Origin of the sequence: Streptomyces sp. NPDC002055 (genome assembly GCF_040296705.1) — a bacterium.
In the GTDB taxonomy this organism is placed as follows: Bacteria; Actinomycetota; Actinomycetes; order Streptomycetales; family Streptomycetaceae; genus Streptomyces.
On record NZ_JBEOXS010000072.1, the window covers coordinates 1 to 18,431 of the forward strand.

18 protein-coding genes are annotated in these 18,431 nt (G+C 73.6%); 8 read left to right on the forward strand and 10 right to left on the reverse strand.

Annotated features, from left to right (window positions below; genetic code table 11):
• Window positions 1–245: 245 nt before the first annotated feature.
• The gene (locus ABT112_RS30230) at window positions 246–1,208 is read left to right on the forward strand and encodes an alpha/beta fold hydrolase (RefSeq protein ID WP_351514970.1); all 963 of its coding nucleotides are present in this window, start codon (window positions 246–248) and stop codon (window positions 1,206–1,208) included.
• A gap of 79 nt (window positions 1,209–1,287) precedes the next feature.
• Here the strand turns inward: ABT112_RS30230 and ABT112_RS30235 are convergent, their stop codons facing one another.
• Window positions 1,288–2,223: an NYN domain-containing protein gene (locus ABT112_RS30235; protein WP_351514971.1), complete on the reverse strand. Its 936-nt coding sequence runs from the start codon at window positions 2,221–2,223 to the stop codon at window positions 1,288–1,290.
• A 263-nt stretch (window positions 2,224–2,486) separates the two neighbouring features.
• Here ABT112_RS30235 and ABT112_RS30240 point away from each other — a divergent pair, with 263 nt between their 5' ends.
• Window positions 2,487–2,639 carry a DUF8834 family protein gene (locus tag ABT112_RS30240; RefSeq protein ID WP_351514972.1) on the forward strand — a complete coding sequence of 51 codons (153 nt, stop codon included), beginning with the start codon at window positions 2,487–2,489 and terminating at the stop codon, window positions 2,637–2,639.
• Window positions 2,640–2,711: 72 nt separating this feature from the next.
• Here ABT112_RS30240 and ABT112_RS30245 read toward each other — a convergent pair whose 3' ends face one another.
• The 3 genes from ABT112_RS30245 to ABT112_RS30255 form a co-directional block, all read right to left on the reverse strand.
• Window positions 2,712–3,317, reverse strand: a complete 606-nt coding sequence (locus ABT112_RS30245) for a MarC family protein (protein ID WP_351514973.1) — start codon at window positions 3,315–3,317, stop codon at window positions 2,712–2,714.
• Window positions 3,318–3,389: 72 nt separating this feature from the next.
• A complete protein-coding gene (locus ABT112_RS30250) occupies window positions 3,390–4,274 on the reverse strand; it encodes a PHP domain-containing protein (RefSeq protein ID WP_351514974.1) in 885 nt (294 codons plus the stop codon).
• 298 nt (window positions 4,275–4,572) lie between these two features.
• Entirely contained in the window at window positions 4,573–5,211 is a 639-nt protein-coding gene (locus ABT112_RS30255; RefSeq protein WP_351514975.1) for a DUF6758 family protein, read from the reverse strand.
• 164 nt (window positions 5,212–5,375) lie between these two features.
• Here ABT112_RS30255 and ABT112_RS30260 point away from each other — a divergent pair, with 164 nt between their 5' ends.
• Window positions 5,376–6,635: an MFS transporter gene (locus ABT112_RS30260; RefSeq protein WP_351514976.1), complete on the forward strand. Its 1,260-nt coding sequence runs from the start codon at window positions 5,376–5,378 to the stop codon at window positions 6,633–6,635.
• Window positions 6,636–6,666: 31 nt separating this feature from the next.
• Here ABT112_RS30260 and ABT112_RS30265 read toward each other — a convergent pair whose 3' ends face one another.
• Window positions 6,667–7,251, reverse strand: coding sequence for a suppressor of fused domain protein (locus tag ABT112_RS30265; protein WP_351514977.1), 585 nt, complete (start codon window positions 7,249–7,251; stop codon window positions 6,667–6,669).
• A gap of 496 nt (window positions 7,252–7,747) precedes the next feature.
• Between ABT112_RS30265 and ABT112_RS30270 the strand changes: the two genes are divergently transcribed.
• A complete protein-coding gene (locus ABT112_RS30270; protein ID WP_351514978.1) occupies window positions 7,748–8,857 on the forward strand; it encodes a magnesium and cobalt transport protein CorA in 1,110 nt (369 codons plus the stop codon).
• A gap of 197 nt (window positions 8,858–9,054) precedes the next feature.
• On the opposite strand, the gene ABT112_RS30275 is transcribed toward ABT112_RS30270, so the two are convergent.
• Window positions 9,055–9,978 (reverse strand): DMT family transporter, encoded by a 924-nt coding sequence (locus tag ABT112_RS30275; protein WP_502975490.1) that lies wholly within the window; start codon window positions 9,976–9,978, stop codon window positions 9,055–9,057.
• Window positions 9,979–10,343: 365 nt separating this feature from the next.
• Between ABT112_RS30275 and ABT112_RS30280 the strand changes: the two genes are divergently transcribed.
• Window positions 10,344–10,904, forward strand: coding sequence for a hypothetical protein (locus ABT112_RS30280; protein ID WP_351514979.1), 561 nt, complete (start codon window positions 10,344–10,346; stop codon window positions 10,902–10,904).
• Between the two features lie 171 nt (window positions 10,905–11,075).
• Here ABT112_RS30280 and ABT112_RS30285 read toward each other — a convergent pair whose 3' ends face one another.
• Window positions 11,076–11,819, reverse strand: coding sequence for a hypothetical protein (locus tag ABT112_RS30285; protein ID WP_351514980.1), 744 nt, complete (start codon window positions 11,817–11,819; stop codon window positions 11,076–11,078).
• A 175-nt stretch (window positions 11,820–11,994) separates the two neighbouring features.
• Between ABT112_RS30285 and ABT112_RS30290 the strand changes: the two genes are divergently transcribed.
• The 3 genes from ABT112_RS30290 to ABT112_RS30300 all read left to right on the forward strand — a co-directional run bounded on the left by ABT112_RS30290 (window position 11,995) and on the right by ABT112_RS30300 (window position 15,025).
• Window positions 11,995–13,269 carry a magnesium transporter MgtE N-terminal domain-containing protein gene (locus ABT112_RS30290; RefSeq protein ID WP_351514981.1) on the forward strand — a complete coding sequence of 425 codons (1,275 nt, stop codon included), beginning with the start codon at window positions 11,995–11,997 and terminating at the stop codon, window positions 13,267–13,269.
• The gene (locus ABT112_RS30295) at window positions 13,259–13,816 is read left to right on the forward strand and encodes a DUF1003 domain-containing protein (protein ID WP_351514982.1); all 558 of its coding nucleotides are present in this window, start codon (window positions 13,259–13,261) and stop codon (window positions 13,814–13,816) included. The genes ABT112_RS30290 and ABT112_RS30295 overlap by 11 nt, the downstream gene beginning before the upstream one ends.
• Before the next feature lie 75 nt (window positions 13,817–13,891).
• Window positions 13,892–15,025 carry an Mrp/NBP35 family ATP-binding protein gene (locus ABT112_RS30300; protein WP_351515001.1) on the forward strand — a complete coding sequence of 378 codons (1,134 nt, stop codon included), beginning with the start codon at window positions 13,892–13,894 and terminating at the stop codon, window positions 15,023–15,025.
• 136 nt (window positions 15,026–15,161) lie between these two features.
• Here ABT112_RS30300 and ABT112_RS30305 read toward each other — a convergent pair whose 3' ends face one another.
• From ABT112_RS30305 to ABT112_RS30315, 3 genes are all read right to left on the reverse strand, one after another.
• Window positions 15,162–15,857, reverse strand: coding sequence for a hypothetical protein (locus ABT112_RS30305; protein ID WP_351514983.1), 696 nt, complete (start codon window positions 15,855–15,857; stop codon window positions 15,162–15,164).
• A gap of 119 nt (window positions 15,858–15,976) precedes the next feature.
• Window positions 15,977–16,429, reverse strand: a complete 453-nt coding sequence (locus ABT112_RS30310) for a sec-independent translocase (RefSeq protein WP_351514984.1) — start codon at window positions 16,427–16,429, stop codon at window positions 15,977–15,979.
• Window positions 16,430–16,550: 121 nt separating this feature from the next.
• The gene (locus ABT112_RS30315; RefSeq protein WP_351514985.1) at window positions 16,551–18,392 is read right to left on the reverse strand and encodes a trypsin-like peptidase domain-containing protein; all 1,842 of its coding nucleotides are present in this window, start codon (window positions 18,390–18,392) and stop codon (window positions 16,551–16,553) included.
• Between the last annotated feature and the right edge of the window lie 39 nt (window positions 18,393–18,431).

Here is an 18,431-nt window from a genome sequence, read left to right on the forward strand (position 1 = left end):
TCTTCCGAACTCCCACGCCCGAGCCCGCGCGGGAGCGCTCACACCGCGGGCCGGCGCACGGCCCCCCCCCCCCCGGGGGTGCGGGCCGTCCGGCGTTCCGGATCCGCCGCCGCGCCGCTCCTCCCCGGCCCGCCACGAGCGCATCGGCCCGGCCATCGGTCCGTTCGGCGGATTCCGCACGCCCGTCGCGGCGGTGCCGCCCGCCGGATGCCGGGACGTCAGGGACGGCCGCTAGCCTCAACCGCATGAGCAGGCCCCCCTTCCTCACCCTCCCCCCGTGCGCCCGGGCCCACCGACTCGGCACCGCGCGCGGTGACTTCGCGGTGCACGACGCCGTGCCGCCGGCCGGTACCCCGCGCCTCGGCAGCGCCCTACTCGTGCCCGGATTCACCGGCAGCAAGGAGGACTTCATCGCGCTGCTGGAGCCCCTCGCCCAGCGGGGCTTCCGGGTCGTCGCCGTCGACGGGCGCGGGCAGCACGAGTCCGCCGGGCCGCGGGAGGAGGGCGCGTACGCGCAGGCGGAGCTGGCCCGGGACGTCCTCGCGCTGGCCGCGGCGGTGGGTGCGGACGGCGGGCCGGTGCATCTGGTCGGCCACTCCCTGGGCGGCCTGATCGCCCGTGCCGCGGTCCTGGCGGACCGCACGCCGTTCGCCTCACTGACGATCATGAGTTCCGGGCCGGGGGCGATCTGCGAGGCCCAGCAGGCCCGTACCAAGCTGCTGGTCGACGCGTTGCTGGTGTGGGACATGGAGACGGTCTGGCAGGCGATGCGGGAGCTCGACCCGCCGGAAGCCGCGGGGGACGCGACCCCGCCCGCGGTGCGGGAGTTCCTGCACCGCCGCTGGCAGGGCACCGTCCCGGAACAGCTGATCGCCACCGGGAAGCAGCTGATCGGCGAGCCGGACCGGGTGGACGAGCTGGCCGCGGTGCCGCTGCCGAAGCTGGTGCTCTCCGGTGTCGTCGACTACGCCTGGCCGGTGCCGCTGATGGACGCCATGGCGGACCGGCTGGCGGCCCGGCGCGCGGTGGTCGACGGCGCCGAGCACTCCCCCGCCGCGGAGCGTCCGCGGCCGACGGCCGAGGCTCTCGCCGCATTCTGGGAAGGCAACGGGGCCTGGGAGGGCGACGGGGCCTGGGAGGGCGACGGGGCCCGGGAGGGCGACGGGCCCCGGGAGGGCGTCGGGCCCCGGGAGGGCGCCGGGGCCTGACAGCGCGCCTGAGACGCCGGAGCCGTTCCCGGGCGCCGCGGAGCCCGGCCCGGCCCGATCCGGACGCCAGGGCCCCTGGTCAGAGCAGCTGGGCCTGGAGGTGGTCCCAGAAGCCGTCGCGCAGCGCCCGCCGCAGGTCGGCATGGCCCCGCAGGGAGTGCTGGAGCAGCCCCTCGGCCTCGTTCAGCAGCTCCTGGTCCGTGGAGCCCGGAAGGTAGGGGTGGCCGGGCAGCAGCTCCGCCAGAGTGTCCCGGCCGCGCTCCCCCAGCCAGCGGGAGGCCACCCGGGCGCCGACGAAGCGGACGTCCTCACGGCCGGGCGCGGGAGCGCCCTCGCCGCCGGTGTCCGGGAACGGCTCGTACCCGGCGGACCGCCGGGTCACGTACGGCTTGCAGAAGTCGAGGTCGAAGGTGCGCTGGCTGTCGACCTCCCAGAGCAGCGGGTCGGCCTGGTTGCGGCCGCCCGTGGCCTCGATGCCCCACAGGTGCACCCGGGCCCCGTAGCTCTGCGCCGCCTCGACGGCGGAGACCAGGTCCTCGTCGCCGCCGATCAGCACCGCGTCGCTGATGGCGCGGTGACGGGCGAGGGTCTCCAGATCGGTGCGGATCAGGGAGTCGACGCCCTTCTGCTGGTTGTTGGCGTTGAGGTTGCCCAGCCGGACCTTGACGTCGGGCAGCTCGGCGATCCGCTGCTGCTCGGTGGTGTGGAGGCGGCGCCGGGCGCCGTCGTACCAGTAGACGCGGAGCAGCCGGCTGTCCGGGAAGATCGTCCGGGCCTTGTCGATGAAGGCGTCGATGAGCCCCTCGGCGTCGAGGTCGAAGGCGCGCCGGTCCTCGGTGCCGGCGGCGAGCCGCCCCATGGCCGCGTACACGTAGCCGGCGTCGGCGAACACCGCGTGGATCGAGGGGGTGGTCGAGACCTTCGCCAGCACACGCTGGAGCAGCTCGTTCGTCCGCTCGATGCCGGCGGTGACCGCGGCGGGGTCGATGGGCCTCGGGGGCTCTGCGTCGCTCATAAGGGACTCATTCTCCGGGTGCCCGGAGAACGGCCACAACCTGCGGCCCTACCCGCCAGTAGTTAGTCATGCGAATATTTTCCTTAGCGTAGGGAATGTTTGCAGGGTGCACCTCGGTTGTACCGGGCGGCACGCGGGACACCGAAGTCCCGCAATCCACTCTTAACGGTCAGGCAATGGCCGTGTCGAATCGCGGGCCCATCGTGGAATGAATCCCGCACCAGAGTTCTCCTGCAGGAGGATCAGACGAAGGGAGAAGCCCTATGCGCTTCGAGATCATGCACCTCGACGACGTCGACGGCACCGCCGTGGACAGCACCGTCGTGGACGCCGCCTCCGTCAACCGGATCGTGCAGCAGGCCGCGGCGAGCGGCACGCGCATCTACATCCGCCCGGCCGACACCGCGGCCCGGTAGGGCTTCTGCCCGGCGCCCCCGCACACACACCGTGCGGGGGCGCTGCGCTGTCCGGGGCAGGCCCGGCCGGTGTCAGGCGCCCTGGATGAACTGGGTGACGCCGTTGGCGATCTGCTGGACCGCGATCGCCGAGAGCAGCATGCCGGACAGCCGGGTGACCAGCACCACACCGCCGTCCTTGATCAGCCGGATGATCAGCAGCGAGTACCGCATGGTCACCCACAGGACGACGTGCATGGCGAGAATGGCCGCCCACACCGAGAGCTGACCGCTGACGTCGTGGGCCCGCTGCACCGCCAGGATCACGGTGACGATGGCGCCCGGGCCGGCGAGCAGCGGCATACCCAGCGGCACGAGGGCGACATTGACGTCCTTGGTCTGCGTGGGCTCGTCCGTCTTGCCGGTGAGCAGGTCGAGGGCGACGAGCAACAGCAGCAGTCCGCCCGCGACCATCAGGGCGGGCACGGAGACGTGCAGGTAGTCGAGGATCTGCTGACCGCAGAGGCCGAAGACGGCGATGACGCCGAAGGCGACGAGAACCGCCTGGAGCGCCATCCGGCGCTGGACCTTGACGGCCCGGCCGGAGGTCAGCGCGAGAAAGATGGGCGTGATGCCGGGCGGGTCCATGATCACGAACAGCGTGACGAAGACGGAGCCGAACAGAGCGATGTCGAACACGGGGCAGCCTTGCGGGGAGAGTGGTACGAGAAGCGGCGGGAGCCGTAACGGACGGTCGGGGTGCGGGGCGGGTCAGCCGCCCGTGCCGGGCACGGGGAAGGCACCGGTCGCCCGGCGCACGATCTCGCCGTAGATCTCGGGGTCGGTGGTGTACTCCCCGAGGCGGCAGGTCTTGCGACTGCCGTGGTAATCGCTGGATCCGGTGGCCAGCAGGCCGAGGTCGGCGGCGAGGCCGCGCAGCCGGGCCCGGGTCGCCGGATCGTGATCCATGTGGTCGGCCTCGACGCCGTCCAGCCCCGCCGCGGCGAGCTCCGCCAGGGCGCTCTCGGGCACGCAGGCGCCGCGCTTGACCGCCAGCGGGTGGGCCAGGACGGTGACCCCGCCGGCCGCCTTGACCAGGCGGATGGCGTCGAACGGGTCGAGCTCGTGCTTCTCGACGTAGGCGCGTCCGCCGTTGGCGAGCCAGTCCGGGGTGAAGGCGTCGGAGACGGTCGGCACGACGCCCAGCTCGACCAGGGCGGTGGCGATGTGCGGCCGGCCGACGGCCCCGTCGCCCGCGATCTCCGCCACCCGCTCCCAGGTGATCCCCACGCCCAGCTCACGCAGCCGGGCGACCATGGCCTGCGCCCGGGGGACCCGGTCGTCCCGGACGAGCTCCCGCTCACGGGCGAGGTCGGGCTCGTCGGGGTCGAAGAGGTAGGCGAGCATGTGCAGGCCGATACCGTCCCGCTCGTCCGCCTCCAGCGAGGCGGGGGCGAGCCGGCAGGACAGCTCCGCGCCGGTGACCAGCGTCAGGCCCGGGGGCAGCGCGGCCTTCGCCGCGGCGTGGCCGCCGACGGTGTCGTGGTCGGTGAGCGCCACGACGTCGAGTCCGGCCGCCGCGGCGTTCCGCACCAGCTCGGCGGGGGTGTCCGTGCCGTCCGAAGCGGTGGAGTGGGTGTGCAGGTCGATACGCACGCGGCACGCCTCCGGGTTTCGGTCGCGGACGGGGGGACGCTCCAGGATAACGGGGCGGGCGCACCGCCCCGGACGGAGCGGTTCCGCACCGCCCGCGGCATCGGGGCGGGACTGCCCGCGACATCGGGTCGGGCCCGTTGGGGAACCCCGCCCCCAGCGATCGTGAAGGTGCAGCAGCCGAGGTCGGCGGTCCGGACCCGGAAGGCGGCCCGGGCGCGACGGCCCGCGGCGGCGGGCCGTGGGCGGCTCCGGACCGGCCTCAGGCGCCCCGCGCAGGCGCCGGGCTCCGCGCCGGGCGTCAGGAGAGGATGCGGGGCGATAGCGCCCCGCACGGCACGAGGTCGATCTCGGCGCCGGCCTCGCGCAGATCGGTGAGCACCAGCTCGTCGTAGAGCAGCAGCCCGGACAGCTCCGGCCAGACGATCGCCCACAGCCACAGGCCGCGCGCCTCCCCCGCGAAGACCGCCCGGTCCCCGGGGACGCCGCCGACGTGCCAGAGCGGCGTGGGCCGGCCGGCGGCCAGCAGCTTGGCGTCCGGCGGCTTGTCGACGCAGAGCCGCGCCCCGGGGTCGGGCCCGGGGATGCCCGCGTACCGGGCGCCCAGCCCGACGCCCAGCTCCTCGGCCACCAGGATCAGTTCGCCGACCCCGCCCAGCGGGCCGGGTCCAGAGCAGGCGACAGCCGTGGCCCGGCCGCCGTTGCGGTCGTCACCGGCGCAGGCGACTCCGGTGAACAGCCAGCCGATGGGCAGCGGCCACGGCATCCACACCGGGACATGGGTCCGGCCCACGACCACGCCGAGCGCTTCGACGCTCGGCGGGACGACGGGTTGCAGAGGGTGCACGGTGCCGTGAATGTCGCACTGCCACGAATCCGCGAAGAGACCGGGTGCCCGGACCCGGCCACCGCACTTCGGGCAACTGGGTTCGCCCCTCATAGGCCCCCACGGTCCTCCCCGGCCGTCGCCGCGTCAAGGACGATCACCCGTCCGGTTGTGGCGGCGTCGGAGCGATTTACATGTAGCTTGCATTAATTAGGTTACCTAACCTACTGTGTGTAGCGCACAGCGATGTTCCGTCGAGCCGGAGGAAGTGGCAGACCATGCAGCAGAGCAGAAGCAGCGGCGGCGCCGTGGAGGACTCCTTCGATACCGGCGGTCCCGGAATCCTGCGCCAGCCGGGGGCCGTCTGGGCCACGGCGGGCGCGGCCGTGGTGGCGTTCATGGGCATCGGCCTGGTCGACCCGATCCTGCCGTCGATCGCCCGTGGCCTGCAGGCCACGCCCAGCCAGGTCTCCCTGCTCTTCACCTCGTACTTCCTGATCACCGCCGTCGCCATGCTGCTCACCGGCTTCGTGTCCAGCCGGATCGGCGGCCGCCGCACCCTGCTGGCCGGCCTCGCGCTGGTGGTCGTCTTCGCCGCGCTCTCCGGCACCTCCACCTCGGTCGGCGAACTGGTCGGCTTCCGCGCGGGCTGGGGCCTGGGCAACGCCCTCTTCGTCTCCACCTCCCTGGCGGTGATCGTGGGCGCGGCGTCGGGCGGCAGCGCAGCGGCCATCCTGCTCTACGAGTCCGCGCTCGGTCTCGGCATGGCCTGCGGACCGCTGCTGGGCGCGGTGCTCGGCGACCTGAACTGGCGCTACCCGTTCTTCGGCACCGCCGCGCTGATGGCCGTCGGCTTCGTCGCCATCACCGCGTTCCTGAAGGAGCAGCCGCGGCCGGCCCGGCGGACGTCCCTGCTGGACCCGGTCCGGGCGCTCGGCCACGGCGGGCTCGCCTCGGCCGCCGCCTCGGCGTTCTTCTACAACTACGCCTTCTTCACGGTGCTGGCCTTCACGCCGTTCGTGCTGAACATGACCCCGTACGGCTCGGGCGCGGTCTTCTGTGCCTGGGGTGTGCTGCTCGCCGTCTTCTCCGTGCTGGTGGCGCCCCGCCTCCAGAAGCGCTTCGGCTCCCTGACGGTGCTGGGCGGGTCCCTCGTGCTGTTCGCGGCGGACCTGCTGGTCCTCGGCTACGGCGACCGCACCACCGCCATCGTCTGCACGGTGCTCTCCGGCGCGCTCATCGGCCTGAACAACACCGTCTACACGGAGCTGGCGCTCGGGGTGTCCGACGCGCCGCGCCCGGTGGCCAGCGCGGGCTACAACTTCGTCCGCTGGTTCGCGGCCGCCGCGGCGCCGTTCCTGGCGCCGAAGATCGAGGAGTGGACCGACATCCACATGCCGTTCGTGGTCGCCGCGGGCGCGGCGGTCGCGGGCGCGGCCGTGGTGGCGGTCCGGCGCCGCTCGCTGAGCCCCGCCGCGGAGGAGCCGCGGCCGGCGCACGAGCGGGAGGACGCGGTGCCCGCCGCCCAGCCCGCCTGACGCCTGAGGGCCCGCGCCCTCTGCAAGACCTTCAGTCCAGCGGTACGGACCTGCGCTGCGGATCGCGCAGGTCCGTGCCGTGCGTCAGCCAGCGCTTCTCCAGGGCACCCGCTCCGTGCACCCGCTTCCAGGCCGCCTCGTTGGCCGTCATCGGCAGCAGCGGCAGGAAGCGCACCGGCTCCAGGGGCTCGTCCAGCTCCAGGTTCTCCACCAGTCCGCCGGACTCCGCCACGAGCACGGAGGAGAACGGCGCCTCCGGCCAGAGCGGCTCGCCCACGTCGAGCGAGGCCCCCGGCGCGACGACGACCCCCTCGACCTGCGGCGAGGCGGCCAGCACGGCCAGCGGACGGAGCACCTTGTCGGTATCGGCCCGCCCGGTGCGGACGGAGATCAGCAGCTCGGCGCGCGGACCGCGCACCGGGTCGGCGAGGGCGGCGGTGGGGTCGGTCATCGGCTGCGCGGACATACCGAGCGTGGCGTAGCGCACCACATCGCCGTCGGCGAAGCGCAGGACCTCGATGCGGTCGGTGCCGAGGAAGGTGACCGCGGCACGCGCGTCCGGCGCACCCAGCGCCGACCGCAACCGGGCCTCGACCTGCTCAAGAACGTCTGACATACCGTGAGCATAGAACGCGTATGCAGGAGGCAAAGTCGAGACTTGACACGCCGGTCGACTGATAGTCTTGGCCGCTGATCAGGGCAGCACGCAGCAGCACCGTATGTCCGAGCCCTGATGATCAGTCTCGCGGCGCATGTCGCGATCCGTGTTTTCCCTACGGGGAACCGGCCGGAGGAGGTGGGGCTGCGGTGGATCCTAGTCGACCGTGCAGTACCAACAGTTCTTCCGTGCGCTGCCACTTCTTCGCGATCTGAAGCCTCCGTACCCAGCCGCCGAGCGGCGAAACCACTGAGGTTCACGGCAATCCGGAAGAGCGACCTCGTTGTGTGACTCGTCCGTGCCTTGATTTGCCGTCACCGCGGCGACAGCGGTGCCGCCCGCTTTGCCGGCGTGCAGAAGGCGTACGCCGGTATTACGGGCAGCGCTGTTCCCCCGGGGAACCCTCCCCCCGCGGAACCCAGCCGCCGACGGCCGGCCCGTAAAGGAGCCTGCCATGTCGATGATCCGTGACCTGCGTGCCGCCGTGCGCCCCGCCCTGCGGAAGGGGCTCGCCGGCTACGGCGGCACCGGGACCGAACAGCCCGGTGCGCCGACCTCCGTGGTGGACTGCGCCGTGTACCGGGACGGCAACCGCGTCCGGGAACAGCTGACGCCCGGGGAGGCCATGCGCCGGGTGCGCTCCGAGGGCGGCTTCGCCTGGATCGGACTGCACGAGCCGACCGAGCAGGAATTCGCCGGTATCGCCCAGGAGTTCGGGCTGCACCCGCTCGCCGTGGAGGACGCGATCCACGCGCACCAGCGGCCCAAGCTGGAGCGGTACGACGACACCCTGTTCACCGTCTTCAAGACCATCCACTACGTCGAGCACGCCGAGCTCACCGCGACCAGTGAGGTGGTGGAGACCGGCGAGGTGATGTGCTTCACCGGCCGGGACTTCATCATCACCGTCCGGCACGGCGGCCAGGGCTCGCTGCGGGCCCTGCGGCACCGCCTCCAGGACGACCCGGAGCTCCTCGCCAAGGGCCCCTCCGCCGTGCTGCACGCCATCGCCGACCAGGTCGTGGACGGCTACATCGCGGTGGCCGACGCGGTGCAGGACGACATCGACGAGGTGGAGATCGAGGTCTTCAGCTCGGCGCCCGGCGGCGGCAGCGCCCGCGGCGGCGACGCGAGCCGGATCTACCAGCTCAAGCGGGAGGTCCTGGAGTTCAAGCGGGCCGTCTCGCCGCTGCTGCGGCCGATGCAGCTGCTGTCGGAGCGGCCGATGCGGCTGGTCGACCCGGACATCCAGAAGTACTTCCGGGACGTCGCCGACCACCTGGCCCGGGTCAACGAGCAGGTGGTGTCCTTCGACGACCTGCTGAACTCCATCCTGCAGGCCAACCTCGCGCAGGCGACCGTCGCGCAGAACGAGGACATGCGGAAGATCACCGCCTGGGCGGCGATCATCGCCGTGCCCACGATGATCTGCGGCGTCTACGGCATGAATTTCACCTACATGCCCGAGCTGCACTGGAAGTACGGCTATCCGTCGGTCATGGCGGTGATCGTCGGGATCTGCTTCTCGATCCACCGGGGCTTCAAGCGCAACGGCTGGCTCTGAGCGGGCTTCCGCCGGCCCACCGGCCGGGGCGGAGCGGGGCCTGAAGCGCACCGGCCGCGCCCCGGCCGGGGCCTGAAGCCCCGGCCGCCGGCGCCGCGGCCGGCTCCGAGCGTTCGTCGGACGGCCGGGGCCGGGGCGCCTGTCCGACGGCCGGGGCAGGGCAGGGCGCCCGTCCGACGGCCGGGGCCGGCCGCCCGTCAGGGCATCCGGTCGCGGTCGCCCCTGATGACCAGGGCGAGGCCGGCGAGGATCACCAGCAGGGCCGCGCAGCCCGCCAGGGGCGGGGTCTGGCCCAGCCACACCGCGGCGATCAGCGCCGCCCCCGGGGTCTCCAGCAGGATCGCCGTCGAGGTCACGGACGGCCCGAGACCGCGCACCACGCGGTTGATCAGGGTGTGGCCGAGCAGCTGGGCGCAGACGGTGAGCAGGGCGAGCTTCAGCCAGGTCTCCCCGCTGTACCCGGCGAGCGCGGAGCCGGAGACCAGGCAGGCCACCAGCAGGAGCGCGGCGGTCGTGGTGTAGCAGACGGTGGAGTAGGCGGTCGTGGTCACGGTGCGGCGCACCGCGGACCCGATCAGCACGTACCCGGCGGCCGCCATGCCGCCGCCCAGCGCGAGGGCGTCACCGGCCAGGGCGGCCGGGGACAGCGACAGGTCCACCCCGGTGAGCACCAGTACGCCGAGGAACGCCACGGCGGTGCCCGCCCAGACCAGGCCGGGCGGCCGGTGCCCGCGCAGCCGGAGCACCAGGGTCGTCCAGATGGGCGTGGTGGTGACCAGCGCGGTCGAGGAGGCCACGGACGTCAGGCGGAGGCTGGGCAGCCAGAGCCCGAAGTGCAGCGCGAGCAGGGCGCCGGCCGCGGCGGACAGCAGCAGCTCCCGGCGGCCCATGCCGCGCAGCTCGGACCGGTGCCGGAGCAGCGCGAGCGGGGCGAGCGCGCCGGCCCCCATGGCGTTCCGCCAGAACGCGATGGCCAGGGCCGGTGCGGCGGTCGCGGCGATGAGCGGCGCGGAGAAGGAGATCCCGGAGACGGCGACCGCGAGGAGCAGCAGGTCGATCCGGTGGGCGGCCACCGCGCCGGGGGCCGGGGTCCGGCCGGTACGGGTCGGGGCTGCGGGCACGGGGTCCTCACGGGTGCGGAGGCGGGAGGCGGAGCGGACCCGTTCAGCGTAGGCCGCGGGGCGGGCGCGGTCCCGGTGGGGCGGACGCCGTCCCGGTGGAGGGGGCGACGTCATGGCGGGGCGGGCGCCGTCATGGCGGGGCTCCGGCGGCGCAGCCGTGACCGGCCCGGAGGCGGCCGGGCGGCGAGGCTCAGGGGTCCTTGCACTATGAGTCCGATGGGTCGCGTGGTCCGGTGCCGTGCATCGCAAGGCGCCGGAGAGTCCTTGCAGCGGAGCTACCAGGGCTGTTCGGCAACGCGGCGAGGTGCGGTGCCGGGCCGCGCGACCCGGGCGGTCATCGTGCAAGGACCCCTTAGGGTGAGGTCATGACGCAGACGCCCGCCCTGATGGACCGCGCCCTCATCGAGGAGGCCACCAAGAAGTCCGGCCTGATCTGGGTCCGGGGCAGCGACGGAGCGGTCGCGCCGGCCCGCTCCTTGTGGCACCTGTGGCTCGACGGCGCCGCCTGTCTCGTCGGGGACGGTCCGGGCGAGCAGCCGTTCACCGGGCTCGGTCTCACCGACGGCGCAGCCGCCGAGGTGACCGTGCGCAGCAAGGACAAGGGCGGGCGCCTCGTGAGCTGGCCGGCCCGGGTGACCGAACTGGCCCCCGGCAGCGAGGGCTGGCAGGCCGCCGTGGACGAGCTGAAGGGGAAGCGGCTGAACGCCCCGGACGCCGAGCGGATCGCCGACCGCTGGGCCCGGGAGTGCCGGGTGCTGCGGCTGGAGCCCGCGGGTGCCCCCGCCGGGCTGCCGGACGGCTCACTGGCCGCCGTGCCCCCGCAGTCCCCCGCCACCACGCGGCGCCCGATTCCCGCCGCGCTGCCGAAGCTGCTGGGCCGGGGGCTCCTGGGCCGCAAGCGCCGCCGGGGCGGGGCTTCGGAGTAGGGCGCGGCCTGCTCCGAGGCGGGTGCCGCGAGAGTTGCGCGGCCTGCTGGGGCCGACTGCCAAGGCAGGTGCCGCGGGAGTTGCGCGGCCTGTTGGGGCCCGTTGCCAAGGTCGGTTCCGCGGGAGTTGTGCGGGTCCTTCCGGCGGCCGGGAGCGGCTCCGCCCGACGCCTCAGTTGGTCGAGATCTGCCGGCCGTAGTCGACGATGTGTTCCTTGTCCGGCGCCTTCAGGCCGAAGTCCTGGTTCCAGTCGGAGAGTTGGACCACTCCGGCGCCACCCGCGCGCTGCAGCCGCAGCGGGTAGGGCGTGCCCTCCAGCGAGACGTCGAAGGCGCCGCCGGCGCCGTCCCCCGCGGTGACCCTGACCGTGCGCACCCCTGCGACGCTGCCGCGGTCACCGGCGACCCGCTTGCCGTGCAGGCCGAGCAGGCCGTCGAGCATCAGGTCCATCTCGGTGAAGCCGCTGAGCTGCTTGTACGCGGGGTCGCCGCTGGGCACCTTGACGTACTTGTCGTCGAGCTTGCTGGCCGCGGCGCTGTCGGAGGGCGTGGAGCCGCCCTGCTGGCCGGTCCAGAAGGCGGTGTCGGCCTTCAGATAGAGCTCGTCCCCCACCCGCAGCAGCTCGAAGCGCCTGCCCTTGGTGGAGACTTCGCCGATCCCGCCGTCCTTCTTCAGCCGCATGTCGAGCCGGTAGGTCCGCCCCTTGGTGACGAGGCTGCCGGCCAGCCGTACCGCCTCGGCGCCGTCGACGGCCTTGCGGGCCTTGCTCTCGATCTTCGATGCGGAGAGCTTGCCGACGCCGTTCGTCCCGGCGTCGGGGTCCTCACCGCTGCCGCACCCGGCCAGCACCGCGGCGAGTCCCGTGCACACGGCCCCCACGAGTACCGCGTTCCGTGTGCGGGGGAATGCAGTCACGTCGGCTGTGCCTCCTGGATGCGGGTGACCTCGACAGCAGACGGCAGCGTACCTGGGCGGTACCCGCGGCTCGACAGGCAGCCGTCCGGCTCCCCTGTTCCGGCGGCCCCGACCGGGGCACGTTAGCCTGAATCCGATATCGAGGCTTTTGCCCGGATTTAAGGAGGCGCTCGACATGGCGGGTGGCGCCCCCCGGGTCTTCATCTCCCACCTCGCGGGCGTCGCGGTGTTCGACCCCCACGGCGACCAGGTCGGCCGGGTGCGCGATCTGGTGGTGATGCTGCGGGTGGGCGGCCGGCCGCCGCACGTGCTGGGGCTGGTCGTGGAGGTCGTCAGCAGGCACCGGATCTTCGTCCCGATGACCCGGGTCACCGGTGTGGAGTCCGGCCAGGTCATCACGACCGGGGTGATGAACATGCGCCGCTTCGAACAGCGGCCGACGGAGACCCTGGTGATCGGCGAGCTGCTGGACCGGCGGGTGCGGCGGGTGGAGACCGGTGAGGAGGTCACGGTCCTCGACGTCTCGGTGTCCCAGCTGGCCGGCCGCCGGGACTGGGAGATCGACAAGGTCTTCGTCCGGCGCGGCCGGGGCGGCGCGCTGCGGCGGCGCGGCGAGACCCTGACCGTCGAGTGGTCGGCCGTCACCGGCTTCTCCGTCGAGGAGGAGGGGCAGGGCGCGGCCAACCTGCTGGCCACCTTCGAACAGCTGCGGCCCGCGGACCTCGCGAACGTCCTGCACCACCTCTCCGCCAAGCGCCGCGCCGAGGTCGCGGCGGCGCTCGACGACGACCGGCTCGCCGACGTCCTGGAGGAACTGCCCGACGACGACCGGGTGGAGATCCTCGGCAAGCTCCAAGAGGAGCGGGCCGCCGACGTCCTGGAGGCCATGGACCCGGACGACGCCGCCGACCTCCTCTCCGAGCTGCCCGAGACGGACAAGGAGCGCCTCCTCGGCCTGATGCGCCCGCACGACGCCGCCTCCGTGCGGCGGCTGATGTCGTACGAGGAGAGCACCGCGGGCGGCATCATGACCACCGAACCGATCGTGCTCCGGCCGGACGCGACGGTCGCCGTGGCCCTCGCCCGGGTCCGCGACCCGGACCTGACCCCCGCCCACGCCGCGCAGGTGTACGTGTGCCGGCCCCCCGACCAGACGCCCACCGGCACCTACCTGGGCGTGGTGCACTTCCAGCGGCTGCTCCGCGACCCGCCCTTCACCCTGGTCGGGGCGATCGTGGACAACGACCTGCGGCCGCTGCCGCCGGACGCCCCGCTGCCGGTGCTGGCCGGCTACCTCGCGACGTACAACCTGGTCGCGGCGCCCGTCGTCGACGAGGCGGGGCACCTGCTGGGCGCGGTCACGGTGGACGACGTCCTGGACCACATGCTGCCCGAGGACTGGCGCGAGTCCGAGGTCCCCCGGGCGTGGGGAGCCGCCCATGCAGGCTGACCGCCGCGACGGGCACACCGACCGCCCGCGCCCGGAGCGGGTGGAGCGCGCCGAGCGGGTGCGCCGTCTGGACCTGCCGCAGATCCGGCGGCGCAGGCCGCTGCCGGAGTACGACCCGGACGCCTTCGGACGGCTCTCGGAGCGGATCGCCCGCTTCCTGGGCACCGGCCGGTTCATCGTCTGGATGACGGTCGTCATCCTGCTGTGGGTGGTGTGGAACATCGCCGCGCCGTCGGGGCTGCGCTGGGACGAGTACCCGTTCATCTTCCTGACGCTGGTGCTGTCGCTGCAGGCCTCGTACGCCGCGCCGCTGATCCTCCTCGCGCAGAACCGGCAGTCGGACCGGGACCGGGTCAACCTCGAACAGGACCGCGCCCGGCACGAGCGCAGCATCGCCGACACCGAGTACCTGACCCGGGAGGTGGCGGCGCTGCGGATGGGGCTCGGCGAGGTCGCCACCCGGGACTGGATCCGCTCCGAGCTGGAGGAGCTGCTCAAGGACCTGGATCAGCAGCGACCTGCGGAAAGTGACCAACGCGACCGCTGACGTCCTTTCCTCGCCGTCGGTCCGGCGCCGTACCATCGGGGCATGGCTACCGACACGACCGACGCTCCCGACGCAGTGCCCGCCGAAGACGCGGTGCGCGACGCGCTCGCGACGGTGAACGACCCCGAGATCCACCGCCCCATCACCGAACTCGGGATGGTCAAATCGGTGGACATCGCGGCGGACGGGTCGGTCGCGGTCGGCGTCTACCTGACGGTCTCCGGCTGCCCCCTGCGCGACACCATCACCCGCGAGGTCACCGAGGCGGTCTCCCGGGTGCCGGGCGTCACCGGGGTCAGCGTCGAGCTCGACGTGATGAGCGACGAGCAGCGCAAGGAGCTGGCCGCCTCGCTGCGCGGCGGCACGGCGGAGCGCGAGGTGCCGTTCGCCAAGCCGGGCTCGCTGACCCGGGTGTACGCGGTGGCCTCCGGCAAGGGCGGCGTCGGCAAGTCCTCGGTGACGGTCAACCTGGCCGCGGCGATGGCGGCGGACGGGCTGAAGGTCGGTGTCGTCGACGCCGACATCTACGGCCACTCGGTGCCGCGCATGCTGGGCACGGACAGCCGCCCCACCCAGGTCGAGAACATGATCATGCCGCCGTCGGCGAACGGCGTGAAGGTCATCTCGATCGGGATGTTCACCCCGGGCAACGCCCCGGTGGTCTGGCGCGGCCCGATGCTGCACCGCGCCCTCCAGCAGTTCCTGGCGGACGTCTACTGGGGCGACCTGGACGTGCTCCTGCTCGACCTGCCGCCGGGCACCGGTGACATCGCCATCTCGGTGGCGCAGCTGGTGCCGAACGCGGAGATCCTGGTGGTGACGACGCCTCAGCAGGCCGCCGCCGAGGTGGCGGAGCGGGCCGGCTCCATCGCGGTGCAGACCCACCAGAAGATCGTCGGCGTCGTGGAGAACATGTCGGGGCTGCCCTGCCCGCACTGCGACGAGATGGTCGACGTGTTCGGCACCGGCGGCGGGCAACGGGTCGCCGAGGGGCTGACCCGGACCACCGGCGCCGAGGTCCCGGTGCTCGGCGCCATCCCGATCGACGTCCGGCTGCGGGAGGGCGGCGACGAGGGCAAGCCTGTCGTGCTCACCGACCCGGACTCCCCGGCGGGCAGCGCGCTGCGGGACATCGCGGGCAAGCTCGGCGGCCGTCAGCGCGGCCTGGCGGGCATGACTCTGGGGCTCACCCCGCGCAACAAGTTCTGAACCGCACAACACCCGTCCGACGGCGGGGTGCTCCGGGGCACGGAGTGCCGGAACGCCCCGCCGTCGTCGCGTCCCGGGGCGTATCGGCAAGGGGACCGGCGCCGGGAGCGCCGCGGACGGGCCTGGGCGCGGGCCGTCAGCCGGTGTATCCGGCGATGTCCTTGATCACGGAGAAGCCGAGGCCGTAGGCGCTCATCCCGCGCCCGTAGGCGCCGATGTGCACGCCCTCCTGGGCCGGTGACGAACCGGCCAGCACCCAGCCGTATTCGGACTCCCGGTAGTGGAACGGGGTGGGCACGCCGTCCACCGGCAGCGACAGCGACGTCCAGTCGGGCGCGGACGGGTCCTCGGCCAGCTCCCAGGCGATCGCGGTCTGCTGGTTCAGCCAGTCGTCACGCAGGGCCCGCTCCATCTGGCTCGGCCAGGTGCAGGAGAGCAGGCCCGAACCGGCCAGCCAGGCCGCCGAGGAGACCGAGGTGGCCTCCAGCGTGCCGGTGCCGTCCGCGCTGCGCCGCACCGGACGGTCGGCGACCGTGACGACGACCGCGAAGCGCTGCTTGGCGTGCTCGGTCTCGACCCGCACCGAGGGCACCTCACCGTGTCCGGTCGACCCGTGTTCGACCGTGCCGTCGGCGGCGGAGCCGACCTGCATCAGCCAGCGCGGGCCGGTGAAGGCCTCGTCCAGCCCGTACCAGGGAAAGCCTGCCAGCAGATAGCCGTCGAGACCGCGGCCCTCCGGCACGTCCTGGGCCGCTCTTCCGGCCTCCACATCGGTGGACGTGCTGGGCTCGTCGGGCGCCCCCTGTGCCCCGGGCCGACTGGTCGTCTCCATCTGCGTGGTGCCTCCTTGTTGCCCCGTCGTCTCAGCGCGATCCGCCCCCCGCGGGCGGCCTCACCCCGGACACAGGGAGGATAGCCACCCCGGTCCGCCCCGTCGGACATACGGGGGGATCACGTGGCGTCGGAGTCGAACGGCGGACGCTCGTCGGGGGCCTGGGGATCACGCTTGCGCAGCAGGTCGGAACCGCCGGAGGTGCCGAAGGAGGACGCGGCCGCCCCGCCGACGGAGGCACCGCTCTCCCGGCCGCGCACGGCGTCGGAGACCTCGGTGACCTCCTTGCGGAGGTCGAAGCCGTTGCGGATGTCCTTCAGCCCCAGGTCGTCGTCGTCCATGAACTGCTTGCGGACGAAGGTCCGGGGGTTGAGGTCCTCGAAGTCGAAGTCCTTGAACTCGGGGCCCAGCTCGGACCGGATGTCGGCCTTGGCCCCATCGGAGAAGTCCCGGATCCTGCGAATGAAGCGCGAGATGTCCTGGATGAGCTTGGGCAGTTTGTCCGGGCCGAAGATGAGCACGGCAAGGATCACCAGAGCGACCAGCTCCAGTGGGCCTATGTCATTGAACACCTTGCAACTCCTTGAGATGTCCACGGCCCGGCAGGTCGGATCAGGTCGTCCCCGCCGGGATGGGTGCGCGGGCCGGGGCCCGGTCCACGGTACCCGGCCCCGCGGCCCGGGCGGTACCGCATCACCGGCCGCCCGCGCTGCCGAGGGTGAGCCGGAGGGTGCGCTCGCCGCCGTCGCGCTCCAGACCGAGGCGGAGCCGGTCGCCGGGGCGGTGGCTGCGGATCTTGACGATCAGCTCCTCCCCGCTGTGCACCCGGGCGCCGTCCACCTCGGTGATCACGTCGCCGGGCTCGATACCGGCCCGGTCGCCGGGGCCGCCGCGCTTCACCGACGCGGCCCCCTTCCCGACACGGGCACCGTCACCGCGGTACTCCAGGTCCAGGGTGACGCCGATCACCGGGTGTGTCGCCTCGCCCGTGTTGATCAGCTCCTCGGCGACCCGCTTGCCCTGGTTGACCGGTATGGCGAAGCCCAGGCCGATGCTGCCGCCCTGGGCGCCGTCCGCGCCCGATCCGCCGTCGGCGGCGCGGATGGCGCTGTTGATGCCGATGACCCGGCCGCGGGAATCCACCAGCGGTCCGCCGGAGTTGCCGGGGTTGATCGGGGCGTCGGTCTGGAGCGCGTCGACATAGCTGATGTCGCTGCCGTCGCCCTTCTCCCCGCCCGCGGTGATGGGTCGCTCCTTGGCGCTGATGATGCCGGTGGTGACGGTGCCCGCCAGGTCGAACGGGGCGCCGATCGCCACCACCGGGTCGCCCACCCGCACCGAGTCGGAGTTCCCCAGGCTCAGCGGCTTCAGCCCGGAGACGCCCTTGACCCGGACCACGGCGAGGTCGTAGCCGCTGTCCCGGCCGACGAGTTCGGCCTCGGCCGTCTCCCCGCCGCTGAACGTCACGGAGATCCCGCCGTCCTTGCCCGCGGGCTCCACGACGTGGTTGTTGGTCAGGATGTGGCCCCGCCCGTCGAGCACGAAGCCGGTGCCGGTGCCCTGTGCTCCGGCGCCCTCGACGTGCAGGGTGACGACGCCCGGCAGCGCGGTGGCGGCGATCCCGGCGACGCTGTGCGGATCGCGGCCGCCGGCCTCGGCCGGGGCCTGCGGCAGCTCCACCTCCGTGAGGCCGCCGTTGCGCTCGACGTACGCCCCGATGCCGCCGCCGATGCCGCCCGCGACCAGCGCGAGCAGCAGGGCGCCGACGAGCATGCCGCCGCGCCGGGAGGACAGCCGGGGAGCGTCGTCCCGGGCGGTCACGGGCCCGGCCGGGGCGGGCGCGGCGTACCACGGGTCGTAGCGGTCCCACTGGCTTTCCGGCGACGGGGCGGGCGGGTGCTGCGGTCCCGGCCGGTGTGCGGGGCCTTGCTGGTCTGCGGGGCCCGGCTGGTGTGCGGGGCCCGGCTGGTGGGGCACCGGGGGCGCGGCGACGGCGGGGTCGCCGACCGCAGGGGCCGGGAGGTGGGCCCCCGGGGCGGGGGGCGCCGCCGGGGTTCCGTGCGGCGGAGTGGTCACGGGCCGCTGCACGGGCGGGGCCGGGGCCCAGGGACCCGGCCGGCCGTAGGGCGGGGTGCTGTAGGGGTCCGGGGCGTGCCGGGGCTGCGGGGCGCCGATCGCGCCCTCGGCGGCCGGGCCCGGCTGCGGCTGCGACTGCGGCTGCAACTGCGGCCCCGACTGCGATTGCGGCTGCGGTTGCGGCTGCGGCTGCGGCTGCGGGGGCACGGAGTCCCGGTGTGCCGGTGCCGTGCTCGCCCCGGTCCCGGGGTCCGCCCCGGCAAGGCCCTCACTGCCGTGGTCCGCCCCGGGAACTTCCCCGCTGCCGTGGTCCGCCCCGGGAACGCCTCCACTGTCGTGGGCCGCCCCGGAAACGCCCCCGCTGCCGTGGTCCACCTCCGCGGCCTGCCGGCCGATGGCGCTCCGCCGGGGCTGGCTCCACCACTTCGGCTCGGGCCCGGCGGCCTTCCCCTCGTCCATGTTCTCCCCAGTGCTCGCCCGGCACGGCTCGGGCCGTTG

Excerpts from the sequence above, each read along its gene's own strand:
- ABT112_RS30230 (WP_351514970.1), top strand. The coding sequence starts at position 246 with ATGAGCAGGCCCCCCTTCCTCACCCTCCCCCCGTGCGCCCGGGCCCAC.
- ABT112_RS30235 (WP_351514971.1), bottom strand. The coding sequence starts at position 2,223 with ATGAGCGACGCAGAGCCCCCGAGGCCCATCGACCCCGCCGCGGTCACC.
- ABT112_RS30240 (WP_351514972.1), top strand. The coding sequence starts at position 2,487 with ATGCGCTTCGAGATCATGCACCTCGACGACGTCGACGGCACCGCCGTG.
- ABT112_RS30255 (WP_351514975.1), bottom strand. The coding sequence starts at position 5,211 with ATGAGGGGCGAACCCAGTTGCCCGAAGTGCGGTGGCCGGGTCCGGGCA.
- ABT112_RS30260 (WP_351514976.1), top strand. The coding sequence starts at position 5,376 with ATGCAGCAGAGCAGAAGCAGCGGCGGCGCCGTGGAGGACTCCTTCGAT.
- ABT112_RS30265 (WP_351514977.1), bottom strand. The coding sequence starts at position 7,251 with ATGTCAGACGTTCTTGAGCAGGTCGAGGCCCGGTTGCGGTCGGCGCTG.
- ABT112_RS30270 (WP_351514978.1), top strand. The coding sequence starts at position 7,748 with ATGTCGATGATCCGTGACCTGCGTGCCGCCGTGCGCCCCGCCCTGCGG.
- ABT112_RS30280 (WP_351514979.1), top strand. The coding sequence starts at position 10,344 with ATGACGCAGACGCCCGCCCTGATGGACCGCGCCCTCATCGAGGAGGCC.
- ABT112_RS30290 (WP_351514981.1), top strand. The coding sequence starts at position 11,995 with ATGGCGGGTGGCGCCCCCCGGGTCTTCATCTCCCACCTCGCGGGCGTC.
- ABT112_RS30295 (WP_351514982.1), top strand. The coding sequence starts at position 13,259 with ATGCAGGCTGACCGCCGCGACGGGCACACCGACCGCCCGCGCCCGGAG.
- ABT112_RS30305 (WP_351514983.1), bottom strand. The coding sequence starts at position 15,857 with ATGGAGACGACCAGTCGGCCCGGGGCACAGGGGGCGCCCGACGAGCCC.
- ABT112_RS30315 (WP_351514985.1), bottom strand. The coding sequence starts at position 18,392 with ATGGACGAGGGGAAGGCCGCCGGGCCCGAGCCGAAGTGGTGGAGCCAG.